The organism is Anoxybacter fermentans, assembly GCF_003991135.1.
In the GTDB taxonomy this organism is placed as follows: Bacteria; Bacillota; Halanaerobiia; order DY22613; family DY22613; genus Anoxybacter; species Anoxybacter fermentans.
This window is the reverse complement of the sequence record NZ_CP016379.1, coordinates 2,765,532-2,784,084: the sequence shown is the minus strand read 5'-3', so window position 1 is coordinate 2,784,084 and position 18,553 is coordinate 2,765,532. Positions and strand designations below refer to the sequence as shown.

Sequence of the window (18,553 nt, the reverse complement as noted above, 5' to 3'; positions counted from 1 at the left end):
TTAGACATCAAAAAAATAACTAGAGAAGGGATAGATTATGTGGGATAAATTAAAAAATTTATTCAAAAAAAATAACCAATCTAGCAAATCGATCAGGAAAGAAATTATTGAGAAAAAATTTAGTAGCGATTATTATAAAAACATTAAGAAACTAAAAAAGATTTTTGATGGTTCACAGGATATAAAATTCCGGGAGTTTTTTATCAAAGAAAATAGGGCCACGCTCATTTTTGTAGAACCACTGGTGGAAAAGGAATTAATTAATGAAAGTATTTTACGTCCTTTAATGTTTATGGATGGTGATTATTGTGAAGAAAAGATTGATCAGGTTATACTTAAAGATCTAGCATCCAAATTCTTATCTATCAGTATAGTAGATGAGACAGATTCCTTTAAAAAGATTATGGATAGTATTTTGGAAGGTAATGGAGTTTTACTGGTAGAGAAAGTACCCAGAGCTTTTATTTTAGATATCAAAGGATGGCAAGAAAGAAGTGTCGCTCCTGCAACTAATGAAATCACAACTTATGGCCCCCAGGAGGCATTTGTAGAAAATCTTCAGACCAATATCTCAATGATTCGCAAAAGGATTCGTGATCCCCATTTAAAAGTTAAATATAAAACAATTGGTAGGCGCGGAAAAGCTAAACTGGCCCTTCTCTATATAGATGATATTATCAATCAAGAATTGTTGTATAAAGTGGAAGAAAGGCTAGATCAGATTGATATTGATCTGGTATTGGATATAGGAATTTTAGAAGATTTTATTTCAGATAATCATTTAACACCATTCCCCCAGTTATTAAAGACAGAGAGACCGGATAAGATTTCAGCTGGTTTAATGGAGGGACAGATTGCATTGATGTTGGAACATACTCCTTATGTTTATCTGGTTCCTGCATTGTTGATGCACTTTTTTCAATCTCCTGAAGATTATTATGATAAACCCTTTGTTGCCACTTTTGTACGTTTTATAAGAATATTATCAGCTATATTTGCAATATTTTTACCGGCCATTTATATTTCTCTGGTAACATTTCATCCTGAGCTTTTACCAATTGACCTGATTATACCTCTTGCTATTGCCAGAAGTAAGGTTCCTTTTCCCTCTTTTATTGAAGCATTTTTGATGGAGGGGCTTTTGGAGGTAATTCGAGAAGCAGGAGCGAGACTTCCAGGGCCAATCGGACAGACTATAAGTATTGTCGGCGGGTTGGTTATCGGTGAAGCAGCAGTCAGGGCAAATCTTGTCAGCGCCCCTATGGTAATTGTGGTAGCCGTTACAGCTATAGCTTCCTTTACTGTACCTATCAGTTCTATAGGCGTACCTTTACGTTTATTTCGATTTTTTATGATGATATTGGCTTCAATTCTTAGCCTATATGGTGTTATTCTGGGCTATTTGTTTATTATAATTCACTTAACCAGCCTGGAATCTTTTGATGTACCCTATTTTACTCCCTTAGCACCGTTAAATTTTAAGGATCTTAAAGATGTTTTGATTAGAGCACCTTATCAATATCTGAGAAAAAGACCCAGATCTATACCGCATCATGATAATGATAGATTTAAATATGGAGGTGAGAAAGATGAAGGAAATTGATATAAGAGAAAATCTTATTACAGGCCGTCAGATGACATTTATTTTGATTCATATCGCTGTAGGAGTGGGGTTTTTAAGTATTGCTCGTAGTATAGTAACTGAAGGTGGGAGAGGAGGATGGATTACTGTTCTTTTGGCTGGAATATTCTGGATAGGTGCTATTTATATTATGGGTAAGTTGGCCAGAATATTTCCAGATCAGCTGGTTTTTAATTATGTAGAAATTATTGTTGGTAAGATTTTGGGAAAAATAATTGTCTTTCTATATTTTGTTTATCTTTTATTTATCATTAGTTTAATATTGAGTCAGTTTGCAGCTATATTAAATTCTTTTTTGCTCCCAAAGACTCCAATTCCGGTTTTACTTTTTAGCATGTTAGTAGTTGTAGGTTATCTAGCAGAAAAACAGTTAAAAAACATTGGTAGAGTTTTTGAACATCTTTTTTTTCTATTAAGTCTGGGTTTTGGAGTTTTGTTACCTATTATTTTTAGAATTGATAGGTATAATTTATTTTTTGAAATAGAATTTTCAAAACTATTGAAGGGTACCCAGGTTTCTCTTTTCAGTCTGGCAGGTCTGGAAAGCTTTTTAGTTATGTATCCACTGGTTAAAGAAAAAAAAAATATACAGAAATTCGCCTATCTTAGTGTAGCAATGGTTGTTTTACTTTATGTCTATATTGTAATTATAAATTTGGGATACTATGGAGAAGATGTTATTGCTGAAGTTATTTGGCCTACTATTAATCTTTCAAAAGTAATTAGGGTCCCCTTTTTAGGTAGATTGGAATTTACATTTGTTTTATTATGGGTCATTTTTGCTTTTACTACAGTTTCTGGTCTATATTATCTATTAGTTTTTGGCTTGCAACAGAAAATACCGGTTAAAGATAAGAGAAAATTAAACCTGTTTCTTATACCGGTTATATATGTTATTACCCAAATACCGAAAAACTTAATAGAAATTTTTGAATTATCCCAATATGCTGGAATTTTTTCGGTCATTTTTGGATTTTTTATTCCACTAATATTATTGATAATTGCTAGAATAAGAGGATTTCAGGAGGGTTAGTGATAATGATGAAGAGAAAAATTTTTATTATTATAATATTAGGATGTCTTTTGCTTTCAGGGTGTTGGGATTTAGTTGAAATTGAAAATTCGGTTTTACCCGTTTCGTATGGTTTTACCAGTTTACCTGATGACCTTAATAAATTTAGATTTTTTATAGAATATAGTTCTATTAGTCCTGAAAAGTTAAAAAGGATTTCAATTGTAACATTAGCAAGTACAGTTCAGGAGGGAATTAATAACTTTGAAAGAAGAGTAAATGGGAAGATTGTACATGCTCAACTTGCAGCACTTTTTTTCGATGAAAATCTATCCAGAAGAGGTTTAAAACCATATCTAAATTATTTTTGGCGTGACCCTATTGTCCCGGGTACTGTAATTTTAGCGGTGGTTCAAAATAAGTTAGATGATCTTTACAAAAGTGAAATTAGCAAAGATAATCAATTTGGTAAGGTATTACGCGATATTATCACCAATAATAGTTCAGTATCATTTCAGATTCCGGATCAGACTTTATTTGAATTTTATGTTAGGATTTTAACAAAAGGAATTGATCCCTATTTGCCTTATATCCGGGGTGGGGATAAAGATTTTAGTCTGGTGGGTGTTGTACTTTTTCGAAATGATAAAATGGTCGGTATATTAGATGAAAATTTAACTCAGGTATTATTAATGATTCAGAGTGTTAATTCGATAGGCTGTATAACTCTTCCTGATGATAAAGTTTCGTATTTTGTTCGATTGGAAAAAACAGAAATAAAACCTAAGTTGGTGAAGGGTAAAATAACTACTTCGATAAAGATTAAAATAAATTGTGATCTTATAGAAGCACCCTTTACAATTAATATTTCAGAAGATAAGAAGAAAGTCTCAGAATTAGAAAATAAATTAAATGATTATCTGGAAAACCAGACTTATCTTTTACTCAAAAAATTACAGCATGAATTTAAAGTAGATCCCATTGGGATTGGAAAGATTATGAGAGCCAGATATCCAAAGTATTTTGCTAAAATTGATTGGTATGATGAATTTAAAAATATTACTTTTCGGGTTAAAGTTGAATCCAGGATTCGTTTGTTTAAAACTACATCGTAGTCAATTCTGATATTTTAGTATTCCATAAAGGATGAGAATAAAAAATCCAAAAGTAATGATTAGAATTGAAAAATTAAAAGTTTTGGAGATCCCAATACTCCAGTCGAAGTATATGTTATAAAATAAAAGAGCAAAACCTATTAGAATTGTGATTAGAATACTGAGAAGTATCTTATTCACTGTAAATCCCCCCTTTTTATCATAATGTAGCCATTAAATCTGTAAATTATTATGGTCTATAAAGATTTTTTCTCTCAAATTGATTATGATTGCAAATATGAGGTATTTATGATAAGCTATAACAAAGGGGTGATTATTATGATAAAAGATAATATTCTTTTTTCTCTAATAAAAAACATGAGTGTTATTGTTACTTTTGCCTATATATTGAGCAGGAATTATACCTTTGATCATATTATCAATCGCCAGACCCGAAGTTCAAAAATATATCTAATCCTATTTTGTATTCCTCTCTCTATTGCTGGGACTTTTTTAAGTATTCATATTCTCGGTGCTTTAGCTAATATTCGCTCAATTGGGGCCATAGTTGGAGGTATTTACGGTGGTCCTATTGTAGGAATTATAGTTGGAATTGTATCTGGTTTTCATCGTTGGACACTTGGAGGTTTTACTGCTTTTGCTTGTGGTGTGGGAGTTGTTTCTTCCGGATTTATAGGTGGATTATATCATAAGTATCGTAAAGAAAAAGAGCCTACTACTTTTGGTGCTATGGCTGTAACCTGTGTGGCACTGCTTATAGAAATGGCTCTTGTTGTACTACTCAGTCGTCCTTACTCTCAAGCAATTGATCTGGTGAAGATAATTACCATCCCTATGACATTAAGTAATGTGTTGGGAGTAGGTATTTTTGTTAATATTTTGGAAAATGCGCGGGAAGAGATAGATCATGTTAAAGCTCTTCAAGCCAGGAAAGCTTTAAATATTGCCAATCAGACTTTGCCATATTTAAGAAAGGGATTGGACTTTGAATCGGCTGCTAGAGTGGTGGAAATTATCTATAACGAAACAGATGTTGATGCTGTAGCCATTACAGATAATGAGCAAATTTTAGCTTTTAAAGGTGAAGGTTCAGACCACCATTTGCCACATGGTGAAGTTTTGACCCGGGTTACTAAACGTACTTTAGAGGGTGGTGAGATGGTGGTTGTTCTAAGTAAAGAAGAGATTGGTTGTAATGAAGATAAATGTCCTCTTAGTTCAGCAGTGGTTGTACCTTTACGTAATCGGGATCAGATATCTGGTGTGTTGAAACTATATCGGACTAAGGGGAAAACTATTTCAGCAGCGGATATTGAACTGGCTCGTGGAATTAGTAGCCTTCTCTCCAATCAAATGGAGATTGCCCGACTTACTGAACAGGCTCAACTGACTATTCAGGCCGAATTGAAAGCACTCCAGAACCAGATTAATCCACATTTTCTCTTTAATGCCATCAATACAATTGTATCATATTGCCGTACTCAACCTATGATAGCTAGAAGACTCCTTTTAAAGCTTTCAGAAGTTTTTCGCTATACTCTGCAAAGTCAAGGTTATCTCTGCACATTGAAAGATGAACTGAAACTGGTTCAGGATTATATGTCCATTGAAAAAGCTCGTTTTGGGGATAGAATTCAATTAATCATTGATGTTCCATCAGAACTTTTAGATATAAAAATTCCCCGTCTTTCTCTTCAGCCTCTGGTAGAAAATGCTATCCGGCATGGAGTATCCAGATTGGCTGAAACGGGAAAAATAGAGATTAAAGCCCGGGAAATAGATGCAGGAGTAGAAATTAAAGTTAAAGATAATGGAGTGGGAATTGAAGCTGAACAGATTGATAAGATACTCAATCCAGGGCATGGCAATAATATGGGTATTGGTCTTTCCAATGTTAATCAACGTTTGATTAATATTTTTGGCCAGAAATCAAGAATAAAAGTGGAAAGTCAGGTCGGAGTCGGGACCTTGCTCTCTTTTGTTATCCCGAAAAAGGATTTGGAAAGAACAGCTTAAAGAGTTTGCAAGGAAGGGAAAGTAGGTTATGAAAGGTAAAGATATGAAAATTAGAACTGTCATTGTTGAAGATGAGAAACCTGCAAGGGAAGAACTTATGTTTCTTTTAGAACAATTTCCTGAAATAGAGATAGTAGGAACTGCCGAACATGGTCAACAAGGGTTAGAAGTGATTTTAGAAAAAAGGCCTGATCTGGTTTTTATAGATATTGAGATGCCTGTGATGGATGGTCTAGAACTTGCTAATAAGCTTTATAAAATGCGTGATTTGATTCAGCCCAGTATTGTATTTACTACCGCTTATGACGAGTTTGCTCTTCAGGCTTTTGAGGTAGAGGCTCTTGATTATCTTTTAAAGCCGATTTCAGAGGAAAGACTTAAGACTACTATAGAGCGGTTGGTTAATAACTTTAATAAAAGACAAGCAGAAGCTCCTCTTCAGGGTGTGAAAAAAGTTCCGGTGAATTATAAAGGGAGGTATAAAATGCTCCCTATTGAAGAAATTTTATATTTCTCTACAGGCGAAGAAGGCGTAGTAGCAAAGACCAAAAAGGGTTCTTATACTGTAAATGCAAATCTTACCGAACTAGAGAGAAACCTAAAAGATTATGGCTTTTTCCGCAGCCATAGAAGCTTTCTTGTTAATTTAAACCGGGTGGCTGAAGTAATTCCCTGGTTTAAAGGAAAATATCTTTTGATTATGGATGATCCGACTAAAAGTGAGGTTCCTGTAAGCCGGACCTATATTAAAGAACTTTGCGAAATTTTTAAACTCTAGTACAATTAACAGGGCCATATTGCAACTGGGATTGGATAAGTTGCATTTTGGCCCTTTTTTATTGTGACCTGTGATACCTTCTTTTATAATGAATTTGTTCAATAAAAGATTTCGTTTGATCCAAAAACTTTAAAGGAGGTAACATTAATGATCACTTTCATTGGAGCTATTATCTTACTCATTGTGGGCTATTTTATTTATGGTACTGTTGTAGAACGGGTTTTTGGAGCTGACGAGAAGAGAATTACCCCTGCAAAGGAATTGGAAGACGGTGTGGACTTTGTACCAATGCCGTGGTATAAGATTTTCTTGATCCAATTCCTGAATATTGCTGGTCTTGGTCCCATTTTTGGTGCCATTGCCGGTGCTTTGTGGGGACCTGTAGCTTTTCTATGGATTGTCTTTGGAGCTATTTTTGCAGGTGCCGTTCATGACTATCTGTCTGGTATGATTTCCATGCGTCATAAAGGTGCAACTATTTCGGAGATTATTGGAGATTATCTGGGCAATAATGCACGTCAAGTAATGCGTATATTTTCACTGATTTTGCTGATTTTAGTTGGTACTGTATTTATGACTGGCCCTGCTAAGTTGCTGGCTAATTTAACTTCACTCTCTACCAATGTCTGGTTAGTAATCATTATTTTCTACTATTTTCTGGCTACTATTCTTCCTGTGGATAAAATTATTGGTCGGTTGTATCCACTTTTCGGAGCTTCTCTGATAATTATGGCTATAGGTGTAGGTGGAGGATTAATCTTTGGTGATTTTGATATTCCAGAACTTGTTTTTGCTAATCTGCATCCTAAAGGATTATCAATCTGGCCGATGCTTTTTGTAACTATTGCTTGCGGTGCAATTAGCGGTTTCCATGCTACCCAGTCCCCAATGATGGCCAGATGTGCAACCAATGAGAAATATGGTAGAAGAATTTTCTATGGCGCAATGATTGCTGAAGGTATTGTAGCTTTGATCTGGGCTGCAGCAGCTATGACCTTCTTTGGTGGTACTGGTGGTTTACAGGAAGCTTTAGCAAATGGAGGTCCTGCTGGTGTAGTTAATGAAATTACCGGAAGTATGCTGGGACTTGTAGGTGGTATATTGGCAATGCTGGGTGTAATTGCACTGCCAATCAGTTCAGGTGATACTGCTTTTAGAAGTGCTCGGCTTCAGTTAGCTGATATGTTAAAAATGAGTCAACGTTCTGTTTCAAGCCGTTTGAAGCTGGCTTTCCCATTGTTTGCTATCGGAGTCACACTATCTCAAATGGATTTTTCCATCATCTGGAGATATTTCGCTTGGTCTAATCAAACTCTGGCTATGATGGCTCTCTGGGCCGGTGCAGCATATCTGTTGAAAAATGGACGTTTCCACTGGATTGCTACAATACCCGCTACCTTTATGACTGCTGTATCTGTAAGTTATATTATCGTTGCTCCTGAAGGATTCCAACAAAGTATAGGTCTTGGTACAACTATAGGAGTATTGACTGCTCTTATAGCTTTGGGAAGCTTTCTTTATAAACAAAAATCTTTACAATGATTCTTCTTTGAATAAATGATTAAACTGCAAAAAGCTAATTTTGAGCGACATAGAAATTTTTCGCTAAATCATCTTAGCGAGATTTCCGACGAAATAAGGCCTCATTAAAGGATGTGATGAACTAATCAAAGGCCAGGAGGGCCCTTTGATTAGGAAGCCTTATTTCGGCGGAAATCGAGCTTTAGATGATTCGAAAAATTAGCTTTTTGCAGTAAAACCATATTTTTTAGGGGAGCTTGTTGGCAAACCTTTCTTTTTTAAAGACTTGCCCGTGCGCTGCCAGAAAAACTAAATATAATTTCTGAAGCGTATAAGTCAAGGCTTAAATCCAGTAGGGTGGAAGCTTTGACTTTTAAGGACGCGCAGCCAGGATGGCGGAGCGTCCGGTAGCGGAAGAAATTATATTTAGTTTTTGTGTTCCTCTGTGGGAACAAGTTATGTGCACCTCCCCTTTTTCAACAGCCTGAGGGAAGGATTTTTAAATTAAATCCTTCCCTTTTTTTTATTATTTATGAACCTCTTTATGAATAAAAGAATATGATGTTATTACCATGATATCCACAAGGAGGTATTTCAATAGTATGAGTAAACGTCATCAAAAGAAACTGTCTATTATGGGGACTATGGATTACCCTAAGATGGGTCCTGAATATGAACTGGCCAGAGCTTATGTACCGATTCAAATGTACACTCAGCAATATAGTCCGGAAGATGGTCTTAAACGTGGAACCATCTTTCCAGAATTGTACCGTCCCTATCCTCCGTGCCCTATGATGGAGGAACACTGTAAAGATTGAGAGATACTGAAAGGAGGATTTCTATATGAGGAATGGTCATAACTACGATCATTATGATGATTACAAACATGATAAAGAGATATACAATGAAGAATATGATATGGAAATGGGATTATATCCCTATTATATGCCACACATGCCTATGCCGTGCATGTTAATGTATGAGATGGAAAAAATGCCTTATATGCCGTATATGCATATGCCTTACATGTCTCATATGCCTGAAATGTATTATGATGATTATGAAGAAAAGCATGAAATGGGTGATTATGAGGAGTGTGCAGGTATTGAGGAGTATTATAAAGATAAACATGAGAAAGAATGTGAAGATTATGAGAATTACATGGATATAATGGATAAAGAATATCCCGAATTATCTGATGAAGCCAAAAATATCTTAAAAGAACTGATGGCTCTTGATTTTACTATACTTGAGCTTAGTCTTTATCTGGATACTCATCCAATGGATCAAAGAGCTTTGATACAGCATAATAGATATGTCCGGATGAGATATCCGCTGGTCAGGAAACTTAAAGAATTATATGGACCACTTACCCATTTTACACAGGCAGATTATCCGTGGGCCTGGTTGAATCAACCCTGGCCCTGGAGAATAGAATTTTAAAGGGGGAAAGAATATGTGGATTTATGAAAAGAAATTGCAATATCCGGTTCATGTTGATGGTCCTGACCTGCGATTGGCATTTATTTTATATGAGCAATACGGTGGGCCAGATGGAGAACTCTCTGCTGGAGTCCGGTATCTGAACCAGAGATATTATATGCCTATTAAGGAAGCAGAAGGGATCTTAACTGATATTGGAACGGAAGAATTTGCTCACTGGGAAATTATTGCAACCCTTATTTTTAAGTTAACACGTGGTGTGAGTGAAGAGGAGATCAAAAAATCTCCACTGGCAGCCCATTATGTTAATCATGGGGAAGCTCTTTTTCCGCATGATGCATCCGGAAATGCCTGGACAGCTGCCTATATTCAGGCTAAAGGTGATCCTATTGCTGACTTACATGAGGATATGGCGGCTGAGCAGAAGGCCCGGGCTACTTATGAACATCTGATTAGAATGACAGATGATCCGGGAGTTAAGGATACTCTCAAATTCCTCCGTGAAAGAGAAATTGTACATTTCCAACGTTTTGGTGAGACTCTTAGGAAAGTATTTGAATATCAGGAAAGTAAAAGATTTTATTAATTTCTTGCCAGTATTCTTTAAGGGGTCTTTAATGGCCAGATAAGGCTATAAAATAAGTATTATTGTAATGTGTAAATACTATTAAGAAAGGAGGGACTTCATGAAGTATAAGAGATATCCTCTATATCTTATTTATAATAACCCTTTTAATCAGAAATTTAATGGTGGTTGGTATAATTACAAAAGAGTTTATTATTTAAATCTTGGCCCAGTAATTCTAAGTGAAGAAAAAAATTTGGTCAAAGACATTTATCAATTTATATATGGTTTTGATGATGAAGGAAATCCCATAAGAGTTAAAGGGCAGGATAATGTGATTGATGTAGTTCCAATAGACGAAGATTATACACCCTTATGGAAAGTTGTATATGTTATAGTACCAAAGAATTTTATTCCTCAATCTATTCGTTCGGTTAAACAGATTATGGAATCCGACTATAAAATTAAAAAAACGGATATTATAATCAATTGTCCGGTTCTATAAGATTATTTAAAAAGATTATTTAAAATACAGAAAGGATGATGTTTATGCAAAAATATAAATATGATTACTACCATATGCCTTATTATGGCAATATGTCTTATCATAGTCATATGCCCTATTATGGTCATATGGCTCATCATTATCACATGCCTTATTACTGTCATATGCCTAATTATTGCAAACATATGTATCCTATGTACCACATGTATCATTATCCAAGACCTTACCCAATGTATTATCCAATGCATCCTTATATGATGGGGCATATGCCAATGATGTATCCGATGTTTCCAATGATGGATTATAAAGAAGATGAAGATTACTTACATGATTAGGTTGAATGATATAATAGAAGCGGTCGGGAATTTTTCCTGACCGCTTTAGGATTTTTTTAGAATAAATTCATGATTATACTGCAAAAAAGCTAATTTTGAGCGACATAGAAATTTTTTGCCAAATCATCTTAGTGAGATTTCCGACGAAATAAGGCCTCATTAAAGGATGTGATGAGCTAATCAAGGGCCAGGATGGCCCTTTAATTAGGAAGCCTTATTTCGACGGAAATCGAGCTTTAGATGATTCTAAAAATTTCTCAAGAAGCGAAAAATTAGCTTTTTGCAGTAAAATTATATATGATTTAGCAAAGAAGAATGTAAAACGGAATTAGTTTTAACCACTCAGCCCCTGCCAGATTACAGGTAATCTTTACCGGTTATGTATGACTCAAAAATGGGAAAGCTGAAAAGTAGGAGGTGGGGTTATGTTCAGGAATTTTTTAAGAAGGATCAAAAAGAGATTTCAGCCTGATAAAGGGCTTGTTGCTGATACATATATCGTTGAAGGAGAAAGTTTTCTTACAGAAAATTATAAAGATAATCTCTGCCGGATGAAAAAAGTTTTTCAGGACTGTTCTGATGTTATCTTCCGCGAACTTAAACTTAATATGGACAAACCAGTGGCTGCTACGATCATTTATTTGGATGGATTGGTAGATAGGGTAACCTTGAACAATCATATCCTTCATTCCATTATGAAAATTAAAAAAGAAAATTATTCTGATGAACTTACTCCTATTGAAAGATTAAAACGTCTAAAAAATTTAGACCTTTTTGTAGGTGAGGTTAAAGAAGAACGTGATATGTATAAATTGATTAATGGGGTTTTATCTGGAGAAGTCATTCTTTTATTGGAAAAATGTGATTTAGCTTTAATTATTAATAGCCGTGGCTGGGAGGCCAGGAATGTACAGGAACCCGAAGCTGAAAGTATTATCCGGGGTTCTAGAGAAGGTTTTGTGGAAACTTTACGTTTTAATACTGCTTTAATACGGCGGAGAATTAAGGATCCAAATCTGAAATTGAAGATGGTTCAACTAGGAAAGAAAACCAATACTGATGTAGCTATTATGTATATTCAGGGGATTGCCAAAGATGAATTGATAGAAGAGGTAGAAAAACGACTTAAAACTGTTAATATAGATGGGGTTTTTGAGAGCGGTCATTTGGAAGAATTTATAGAAGACAATATATATTCGCCATTCCCACAGATTATAATTACAGAACGTCCCGACCGGGTGGCAGGAAACTTATTAGAGGGAAAAGTGGCTATAATCGTTGATGGTACCCCACAGGTTACAATTGTACCGGGGGTCTTTATCCAATTTTATCAATCCCCAGAAGACTATTATGAACGGGCCATCTTTGGAAGTGCACTAAGGATTGTACGTTTAGTTAGTTTTTTAACAGCTATGACGGCAACTTCTCTCTATGTAGCTTTAGTGGCCTTTCATCCATATCTTATACCCAGTGATATTATTCTTTCAGTTGCCAAATCGAGGGTAGGGGTGCCTTTTCCTACTATCATGGAAGCTATCTTTATGGAGTCGATTATTGAATTAATACGGGAGGCCAGTATACGACTTCCTGGTAGTATCGGTCAAATTATTGGTATTGTTGGTGCTTTGGTTATTGGACAATCTGCAGTTCAGGCCAAACTTGCCAGTCCTATTTTGATAATTATTGTGGCTATTTCTTCTATTTCAGCTTATATAGTTCCACAATTTAGTACTTCTTACTCCATCCGCTTTATGCGGTTTCCCATGATTTTTGCGGCAGGAACTTTTGGGGCATTTGGAATCGCTATGGTTTGGATCTGGCTTTTGATTCATCTCTGTACTTTGGAGTCGTTTGGAGAACCCTATCTGGCTGGTGCTGCGCCTTTTAGATGGAATGATGTTAAAGATCTCATCTTACGACTACCTCTCTGGATGATGAAGACTCGCTCATCTACGCCGGAACCGGAGGATGTGGATAGAATGACAGGTCAGAAGGGGGATCGAGAAGATGAATAGAGGGAAGAGTAGAAAGGTTTTGTCTACTAAACAGTTATTTGCTATTTTAGTTGTCGGAGTGGGTGGAACAGGTTTAATTGATCTAACCAGATTTGTTACAGAAATTGCTCTTCAGGATGGGTGGATCTCTACACTTTTAGGTGGATTATTGTCCTTTATCACTGTAAATATAATATTATTTTTAATGAAATATTTCCCTGATAAAACTTTTATTCAAATTAGTGAACTGGTTTTGGGAAAATATTTGGGTAAAATACCTGGATTAATGATTTTTTTCTTCTATTTGGCTTACTCTTCTATTGCGATTCGAACTCTAGCCGATCTTGGGTCGGTCTGGTTTTTGCCTAAAACTCCAATAGAGATTATCATGATCTCTACTCTGGGGTTACTATATTATTTAACCCGAAATGGAATAAAAGTTCTGGGGCGTTTTCATCAGACAATTCTGTGGATTGTTGTGCCTGTACTTCCTTTATTTTTAGTTCCTTTTATATTATATCGAGATGATCTGCTTCTAATGCCAGTAGGAGGAGCGGGTTTAAAGCTGATTTTAAAAGCAGTTTTACCCGGTTATTATGCCTATCTTGGTTTTGAAAGCCTATTGTTTTTGTATCCCTATGTACGAGAAGATACTTCTCATAAAGAGATAGTTAAGATTTCAAATTTTGCTGTACTTATAATTGTACTTCTAAAGACCTTTGTTGTTTTTAGTAATATTGCTGTTTTTGGACATATTGAGATTGGATTTTTTCTTTATCCATTGCTTCAATATTTTAAAATGCTTACCTTTCCAGTCATCGAACGGGTTGAGTTTTTTCTGATGTATTTTTTGATTTTTATTATCTTCAGTTCTATTGCTTTATTTTACTATATGGCCAATCTCTCTATCGAACAAATATTAAAAATAGAGGGTTATAAAAATACCGGGCTATTTCTGGCTATACCTATTTATTTTTTAACGATAGTTCCTCAAAACGCGGGAGAAGTATTTAAATATGTAGAATTAATGGGATATATAGGAAATAGTGTTATCTGGTCAGCTATTGCTATTGTATTTGGAGTAGCAATTATTCGAAGAAAGGTGAATAATAATGAAAACTATTAAAATATGGGTTGTACTTATTATGGTATTGTTATTATTTTCAGGGTGTTGGGATGCAAAAGAGATTGAAGAGCAGTTTCTGGTATGGGGGATGAGTTGGGATGTTTCAAAAGATGACCCTCATCTTTTGACTCTGAATTTAAGTTCGCCTTCTACAGCTGAAGGAGCAAAAGAACCTATTACTGTAGTAGCATCTACCGGCCATTCTGTAGAAGAAGCCAGGATGAATGCTCAGGCTCATTTGTATCGTTCAATAGAGTTTGGTCATCTTCGTATTCTAGTAATAGGTGAAGATTTTGCCAGAAAGGGGATTCAAAAGCACCTGGATTCTTTAGGCCGAAATCCCAGAGTTAACCGTAAGACCTTAATTGCAGTAGTTGAGGGGAGGGCTGCTGATATCTGGAAACTTAAAAATCCCAGTAATCCTCTCCCAGTTGACTATGTAGTTAATTTGATCAAAACCAATAGTCAATTTTCCAGGGCCCTTGATTTTTCCTTCCGTGATTTTTTTGAAGCTTTAAGCCGTGAAGGAAAAGAACCGGTTACAACCTATTTACGCATGTCTAAAGATAAAAGGACTATTACCGCTTTTAGTATTGCTATATTTAAAAAAGATAAGTTTATAGGCACTATTGATAATATAGAAGTTCAGATTTATCAGATGATTATTGGAAAATCTAAGCATGGTACAATAACTATCGGACAGGCTACCTGGCCGGATGAGGAGTCAATTACTTTTTCTTTTCGTAATGTTTTTACTGATGTAAAAACAGAAGTAAAAGATGACATACCTCATGTTTATCTTAACCTGGAAATAGAAGGAGATCTAACTGAACAGACATCCCTTATTCCTGCTATCAATGTTCAAACCATCAAAAGGACGGAAAGAGCATTAAAAGCACGTTTGGAGCGGGAATTCGCCAAAACTATTGATAAAGTTCAGCATGAGTTTAAATCAGATGTATTTGGTTTTGGTGAGTATTTTCGTGCATATTATCCTGCTTATTGGAAATCCCATAACTGGGAAGAAGAATTTCCCCGGGCAGTAGTTCATGTAAAGATTAAAGTTAATATCAGGAGGATAGGTATTGAAAGTTAAAAGAATTTTTATTTCAATATTTGATTTATGGTTAAACTGCAAAAAGCTAATTTTTTGCTTCTTGAGAAATTTTTCGAATTATCTAAAGCTTGATTTCTGCTGAAATAAGGCTTCCTAATCAAAGGGCTCTCCTGGCCCTTGATTAGCTCATCACATCCTTTAATGAAGCCTTATTTCGTCGGAAATCTCGCTAAGATGATTTGGCGAAAAATTTCTATGTCGCTCAAAATTAGCTTTTTGCAGTATAATCATTTATAGATTATTTTATAGCTTCCTTTAGGGTAATTTCAAAGGATATTTAATAAAATGTATAGGATGATTTTACTGTAAAAAGCTAATTTTTCGCTTTATAAAGAAATTTTTCGAACCGTCTAAAGTTCGACTGAAATTTCACTATCGTTTGAAGATTAGTCTAGATTCTTCCTTTACCGATGGCTCTGTGATAATCTTTCATTCAAGATGGGCTTTTTCCCAGAAAGCAGGAATGATTTAGGTAGTTGGTCGGGAATATATGGTTCCTGCTATAGTAAGGGAATAATTTTTTTGATTGTAACAGGGTTAGTGAATCAGAAAAATGAATTAGGAAGATAATTTTTAATTAAAGCAAAAAATTAATATAATACCTATTTAATTAGAAGCAGGAGAATTGCTGCGGATTGTAGAATTAATAATTATAAAAAAATGAATGACAGGAGGGTGCTTTTTATGAAAAAACTATTGGTACTTATGTTAACTGTAGTTTGTCTTTTAAGTCTTTCAGTTATGGTTTTGGCCAAAGATGAAATCAAAATTGGTATGGTTACAGATGTTGGCGGACTGGGAGACCAATCCTTTAATGATGCAGCTTATCGGGGTTTGAAGTGGCTAGAAGAAGAATTTGGAGTAAAAGTTACTGTTGTTGAATCTGCTATGATGACTGATTATGTTGTAAACTTAAGTAGTCTTGCAGAGCAGGGATATGACCTGGTTTGGGCTATCGGTTTTTTGATGCAAGATGCTCTGGCTGAAGTTGCTGAATTATATCCTGATACCAGATTTGGTCTGATTGACTCTGTTGTGGATGCTCCAAATGTAGCTTCTGTAACATTTAAGGAACATGAAGGTTCTTTTCTGGTAGGGGTTTTAGCTGGTCTGAAAACAAAGACCAATAAAGTTGGTTTTATTGGTGGTATGGACTTCCCATTGATTCACAAGTTTGAGGCTGGCTTTATTGCTGGTGTAAAAACAGTAAATCCAGATGCAGAAGTTATTGTTGGTTATACTGGTGTGTTTGATGATCCAAACAAGGGTAAGGAATTGGCTCTGACCCAATATTCTCAGGGTGCTGATATTATTTATCACGCTTCCGGTGCTTGTGGTATTGGTGTTATTAAGGCTGCTGAAGAAAAAGGTCCTGAGTACTTTGCCATTGGCGTTGACAGTCCTCAATTCCACTTAGCACCAGATAGCGTACTGACCAGTATGCTGAAGCGGGTTGATGTTGGTGTTTATACCGTATCTAAGGCTTTGATTAAAGGTGAGTGGAAAGCTGGTCACATTGTTCTTGGTTTAGCGGAAAATGGTGTAGGTTATAGTGAACATGCAAAGAAAATGTTTGATAAAGATACTCTTGATATCGTAGAAGGATATAAGATGCAAATTATCGCTGGTGAAATAAAAGTTCCTTCTACCCGGGAAGAATTAAAAGAAATGTTTGGCAACTAAAATGAAAAAATATTTATAAAGTTAAAAAATATCGACCCTGTAAAAGGGTCGATATTTTTTAAATGTTTAGGAAATTATACTTTTTTGCAGTTTGTGGATAACATTATAATCAAACTGCACAATGCTAATTTTGAGCGATGTTGAAATTTTTCGTTAAACCATCTTAGTGAGATCGAAGGAGAAATAAGGCCTCATCACAGGAAGTGATGAGCTAATCAAAGGCCAGGAGAGCCCGTTGATTAGTATGCCTTATTTCGATTGAGATCGAACTTTAGATGGTTCGAAAAATTTCACTGTGAAGCGAAAAATTAGCTTTGTGCAGTGCCCGAAGGGCATTTTGTTCTTTTAAAATTCAATAGAAGTATTGACACCCATAGAAATACTTTTATAATCAAATGTTGCTGCCAGATCAGTCTTAAGAGGACCTAAATGTATTCCCAGACCTCCGGTATAAGTAGTACTATTTTTAGCAAAAGATCTAATTATACCAAGCCGAAGGGGGAGAATTCTTAGAGGATTAAATTCTAATCCTGCGCCAATTTCATTGTAGCGTAAATTCTCGCCGGCTTTAGTACTGGAAAACTGAGCGCCCAACAAAAGCCAGCGTCTGAATTTATAAGATACTCCTAAGTTAAACTTTGAAGGAAGCATAACTTTGCGGGGTTCAGTTAATTTTGTAATTACAGGTTCTTCTGAGAATCTAAAGCCTTCTTCAGTTCCGGAGTCTTTAATTAATCCGTATTGCATTATTTCTCCATCTTTAATAGTAATGGAGCCAAGGTTCATTAAACTTACGCCAAAAGAGAGTTTATCTCGTTGAGCAAATAGTCCAAAGTCAAGGGCTGATCCAGTTCCTATATGTGAAAAGTCAGTGGGATAAATAGCTTCGATCAATGGATATAAAGCGCCTTCTTCTAATTCATCCAGTTTCTCTTTAAAGGTTTTGTTATCCTCGAAACGGATAGTAGGGATTCCTTCATCATCATAACCAAGATAAAATTTAGTCTCATCAGTAAGGGTTATATTAGCATGGAAACCTGTTACGTAATGATAACCAGTACCAAAATATAATGTGTCAAAATATTTACTGATTTTATCTTTGATAAACTTAAATTTATGAAGTGGAATACCAAATGCTAAGCCTATATCGGCGGTAGCTAGAAAGTCAAGTTCGGTATCTGTAAGATCAAGAATCTTTTCTGGTTCGTTAGTTCCTTTCAAATCAACATAAGGTGTATTTCCCTTTAAAAATAGCTCAAAAAGGTCTTTATCCAATCTACCTCTGGCATGGACATTAATACCTGTAGAAAATCCCACAGGGCCAATGATCAGCTTTGGCCGGGTAGTATGATCCATATTGATACTGAACCCTGTTTTGGGAATTAGATTTAGAATCTCTTCGATTTCTTCCTCATCCCAATTAGCATCACTACCTTCTACAAGTCCACCATAATTAAGAATATCGATAATGCTAAAAGAGTTGGTCCAGAGGGTAGTATCTAGAAGTGCCAGATCTAATTTAAAAATGCCTTTTTCTACATTAAGTGCAGCAGGATTCCATTCAATAGCATTATCACCTATAGCTGCTGCGCCAGGGGCATTTCCCATTCCCTTTATATCTGCAGAAGCATTTACAGTTCCAGAAAATATCATTGTTAAAAGCAACAGTCCAAGCAAGAGATATGCTCTTTTCACTTAAAA

The 18,553-nt window shown here is 35.4% G+C and carries 17 protein-coding genes; 15 read left to right on the top strand and 2 right to left on the bottom strand.

Annotated elements, in window-relative coordinates; all coding sequences use genetic code 11:
- Positions 1-37 precede the first annotated feature (37 nt).
- From BBF96_RS12620 to BBF96_RS12610, 3 genes are read left to right on the top strand one after another with little or no spacing between them, the layout of a single operon-like run.
- Complete coding sequence (locus BBF96_RS12620; RefSeq protein WP_127017497.1) at positions 38-1,603, top strand: spore germination protein; 1,566 nt, start codon at positions 38-40, stop codon at positions 1,601-1,603.
- Positions 1,590-2,675, top strand: coding sequence for a GerAB/ArcD/ProY family transporter (locus tag BBF96_RS12615; RefSeq protein WP_164731056.1), 1,086 nt, complete (start codon positions 1,590-1,592; stop codon positions 2,673-2,675). The genes BBF96_RS12620 and BBF96_RS12615 overlap by 14 nt, the downstream gene beginning before the upstream one ends.
- A 5-nt stretch (positions 2,676-2,680) precedes the next feature.
- Positions 2,681-3,769, top strand: a complete 1,089-nt coding sequence (locus BBF96_RS12610) for a Ger(x)C family spore germination protein (protein ID WP_127017495.1) — start codon at positions 2,681-2,683, stop codon at positions 3,767-3,769.
- On the opposite strand, the gene BBF96_RS12605 is transcribed toward BBF96_RS12610, so the two are convergent.
- Positions 3,770-3,949 (bottom strand): hypothetical protein, encoded by a 180-nt coding sequence (locus tag BBF96_RS12605; protein ID WP_127017494.1) that lies wholly within the window; start codon positions 3,947-3,949, stop codon positions 3,770-3,772. It abuts the gene before it with no gap.
- Between the two features lie 138 nt (positions 3,950-4,087).
- Between BBF96_RS12605 and BBF96_RS12600 the strand changes: the two genes are divergently transcribed.
- The 12 genes from BBF96_RS12600 to BBF96_RS12545 all read left to right on the top strand — a co-directional run bounded on the left by BBF96_RS12600 (position 4,088) and on the right by BBF96_RS12545 (position 16,852).
- The gene (locus BBF96_RS12600) at positions 4,088-5,785 is read left to right on the top strand and encodes a sensor histidine kinase (RefSeq protein WP_164731055.1); all 1,698 of its coding nucleotides are present in this window, start codon (positions 4,088-4,090) and stop codon (positions 5,783-5,785) included.
- Between the two features lie 28 nt (positions 5,786-5,813).
- Positions 5,814-6,563: a LytR/AlgR family response regulator transcription factor gene (locus BBF96_RS12595; protein ID WP_127017492.1), complete on the top strand. Its 750-nt coding sequence runs from the start codon at positions 5,814-5,816 to the stop codon at positions 6,561-6,563.
- A gap of 147 nt (positions 6,564-6,710) precedes the next feature.
- Positions 6,711-8,105, top strand: a complete 1,395-nt coding sequence (locus BBF96_RS12590; protein WP_127017491.1) for a carbon starvation CstA family protein — start codon at positions 6,711-6,713, stop codon at positions 8,103-8,105.
- 614 nt (positions 8,106-8,719) lie between these two features.
- Positions 8,720-8,902 (top strand): spore coat associated protein CotJA, encoded by a 183-nt coding sequence (locus BBF96_RS12585; RefSeq protein WP_127018262.1) that lies wholly within the window; start codon positions 8,720-8,722, stop codon positions 8,900-8,902.
- Between the two features lie 25 nt (positions 8,903-8,927).
- The gene (locus tag BBF96_RS12580; protein WP_127017490.1) at positions 8,928-9,527 is read left to right on the top strand and encodes a spore coat protein CotJB; all 600 of its coding nucleotides are present in this window, start codon (positions 8,928-8,930) and stop codon (positions 9,525-9,527) included.
- Positions 9,528-9,540: 13 nt separating this feature from the next.
- A complete protein-coding gene (locus BBF96_RS12575) occupies positions 9,541-10,113 on the top strand; it encodes a manganese catalase family protein (RefSeq protein ID WP_127017489.1) in 573 nt (190 codons plus the stop codon).
- Positions 10,114-10,213: 100 nt separating this feature from the next.
- A complete protein-coding gene (locus BBF96_RS12570) occupies positions 10,214-10,597 on the top strand; it encodes a DUF7482 domain-containing protein (RefSeq protein WP_127017488.1) in 384 nt (127 codons plus the stop codon).
- A 74-nt stretch (positions 10,598-10,671) separates the two neighbouring features.
- A complete protein-coding gene (locus tag BBF96_RS12565) occupies positions 10,672-10,932 on the top strand; it encodes a hypothetical protein (RefSeq protein ID WP_164730809.1) in 261 nt (86 codons plus the stop codon).
- Between the two features lie 425 nt (positions 10,933-11,357).
- Entirely contained in the window at positions 11,358-12,947 is a 1,590-nt protein-coding gene (locus tag BBF96_RS12560; protein WP_127017486.1) for a spore germination protein, read from the top strand.
- Entirely contained in the window at positions 12,940-14,052 is a 1,113-nt protein-coding gene (locus BBF96_RS12555) for a GerAB/ArcD/ProY family transporter (protein ID WP_127017485.1), read from the top strand. Before BBF96_RS12560 ends, BBF96_RS12555 begins: the two co-directional genes overlap by 8 nt.
- Positions 14,039-15,148, top strand: coding sequence for a Ger(x)C family spore germination protein (locus BBF96_RS12550; protein ID WP_127017484.1), 1,110 nt, complete (start codon positions 14,039-14,041; stop codon positions 15,146-15,148). Before BBF96_RS12555 ends, BBF96_RS12550 begins: the two co-directional genes overlap by 14 nt.
- A 705-nt stretch (positions 15,149-15,853) precedes the next feature.
- Complete coding sequence (locus tag BBF96_RS12545; protein WP_127017483.1) at positions 15,854-16,852, top strand: BMP family lipoprotein; 999 nt, start codon at positions 15,854-15,856, stop codon at positions 16,850-16,852.
- Positions 16,853-17,197: 345 nt separating this feature from the next.
- Here BBF96_RS12545 and BBF96_RS12540 read toward each other — a convergent pair whose 3' ends face one another.
- A complete protein-coding gene (locus tag BBF96_RS12540; protein WP_127017482.1) occupies positions 17,198-18,547 on the bottom strand; it encodes a DUF5723 family protein in 1,350 nt (449 codons plus the stop codon).
- Between the last annotated feature and the right edge of the window lie 6 nt (positions 18,548-18,553).

Excerpts from the sequence above, each read along its gene's own strand:
- BBF96_RS12550 (WP_127017484.1), top strand. The coding sequence starts at position 14,039 with ATGAAAACTATTAAAATATGGGTTGTACTTATTATGGTATTGTTATTA.
- BBF96_RS12595 (WP_127017492.1), top strand. The coding sequence starts at position 5,814 with ATGAAAGGTAAAGATATGAAAATTAGAACTGTCATTGTTGAAGATGAG.
- BBF96_RS12570 (WP_127017488.1), top strand. The coding sequence starts at position 10,214 with ATGAAGTATAAGAGATATCCTCTATATCTTATTTATAATAACCCTTTT.
- BBF96_RS12580 (WP_127017490.1), top strand. The coding sequence starts at position 8,928 with ATGAGGAATGGTCATAACTACGATCATTATGATGATTACAAACATGAT.
- BBF96_RS12575 (WP_127017489.1), top strand. The coding sequence starts at position 9,541 with ATGTGGATTTATGAAAAGAAATTGCAATATCCGGTTCATGTTGATGGT.
- BBF96_RS12585 (WP_127018262.1), top strand. The coding sequence starts at position 8,720 with ATGGGGACTATGGATTACCCTAAGATGGGTCCTGAATATGAACTGGCC.
- BBF96_RS12555 (WP_127017485.1), top strand. The coding sequence starts at position 12,940 with ATGAATAGAGGGAAGAGTAGAAAGGTTTTGTCTACTAAACAGTTATTT.
- BBF96_RS12610 (WP_127017495.1), top strand. The coding sequence starts at position 2,681 with ATGATGAAGAGAAAAATTTTTATTATTATAATATTAGGATGTCTTTTG.
- BBF96_RS12620 (WP_127017497.1), top strand. The coding sequence starts at position 38 with ATGTGGGATAAATTAAAAAATTTATTCAAAAAAAATAACCAATCTAGC.
- BBF96_RS12560 (WP_127017486.1), top strand. The coding sequence starts at position 11,358 with ATGTTCAGGAATTTTTTAAGAAGGATCAAAAAGAGATTTCAGCCTGAT.
- BBF96_RS12600 (WP_164731055.1), top strand. The coding sequence starts at position 4,088 with ATGATAAAAGATAATATTCTTTTTTCTCTAATAAAAAACATGAGTGTT.
- BBF96_RS12615 (WP_164731056.1), top strand. The coding sequence starts at position 1,590 with ATGAAGGAAATTGATATAAGAGAAAATCTTATTACAGGCCGTCAGATG.
- BBF96_RS12565 (WP_164730809.1), top strand. The coding sequence starts at position 10,672 with ATGCCTTATTATGGCAATATGTCTTATCATAGTCATATGCCCTATTAT.
- BBF96_RS12590 (WP_127017491.1), top strand. The coding sequence starts at position 6,711 with ATGATCACTTTCATTGGAGCTATTATCTTACTCATTGTGGGCTATTTT.
- BBF96_RS12545 (WP_127017483.1), top strand. The coding sequence starts at position 15,854 with ATGAAAAAACTATTGGTACTTATGTTAACTGTAGTTTGTCTTTTAAGT.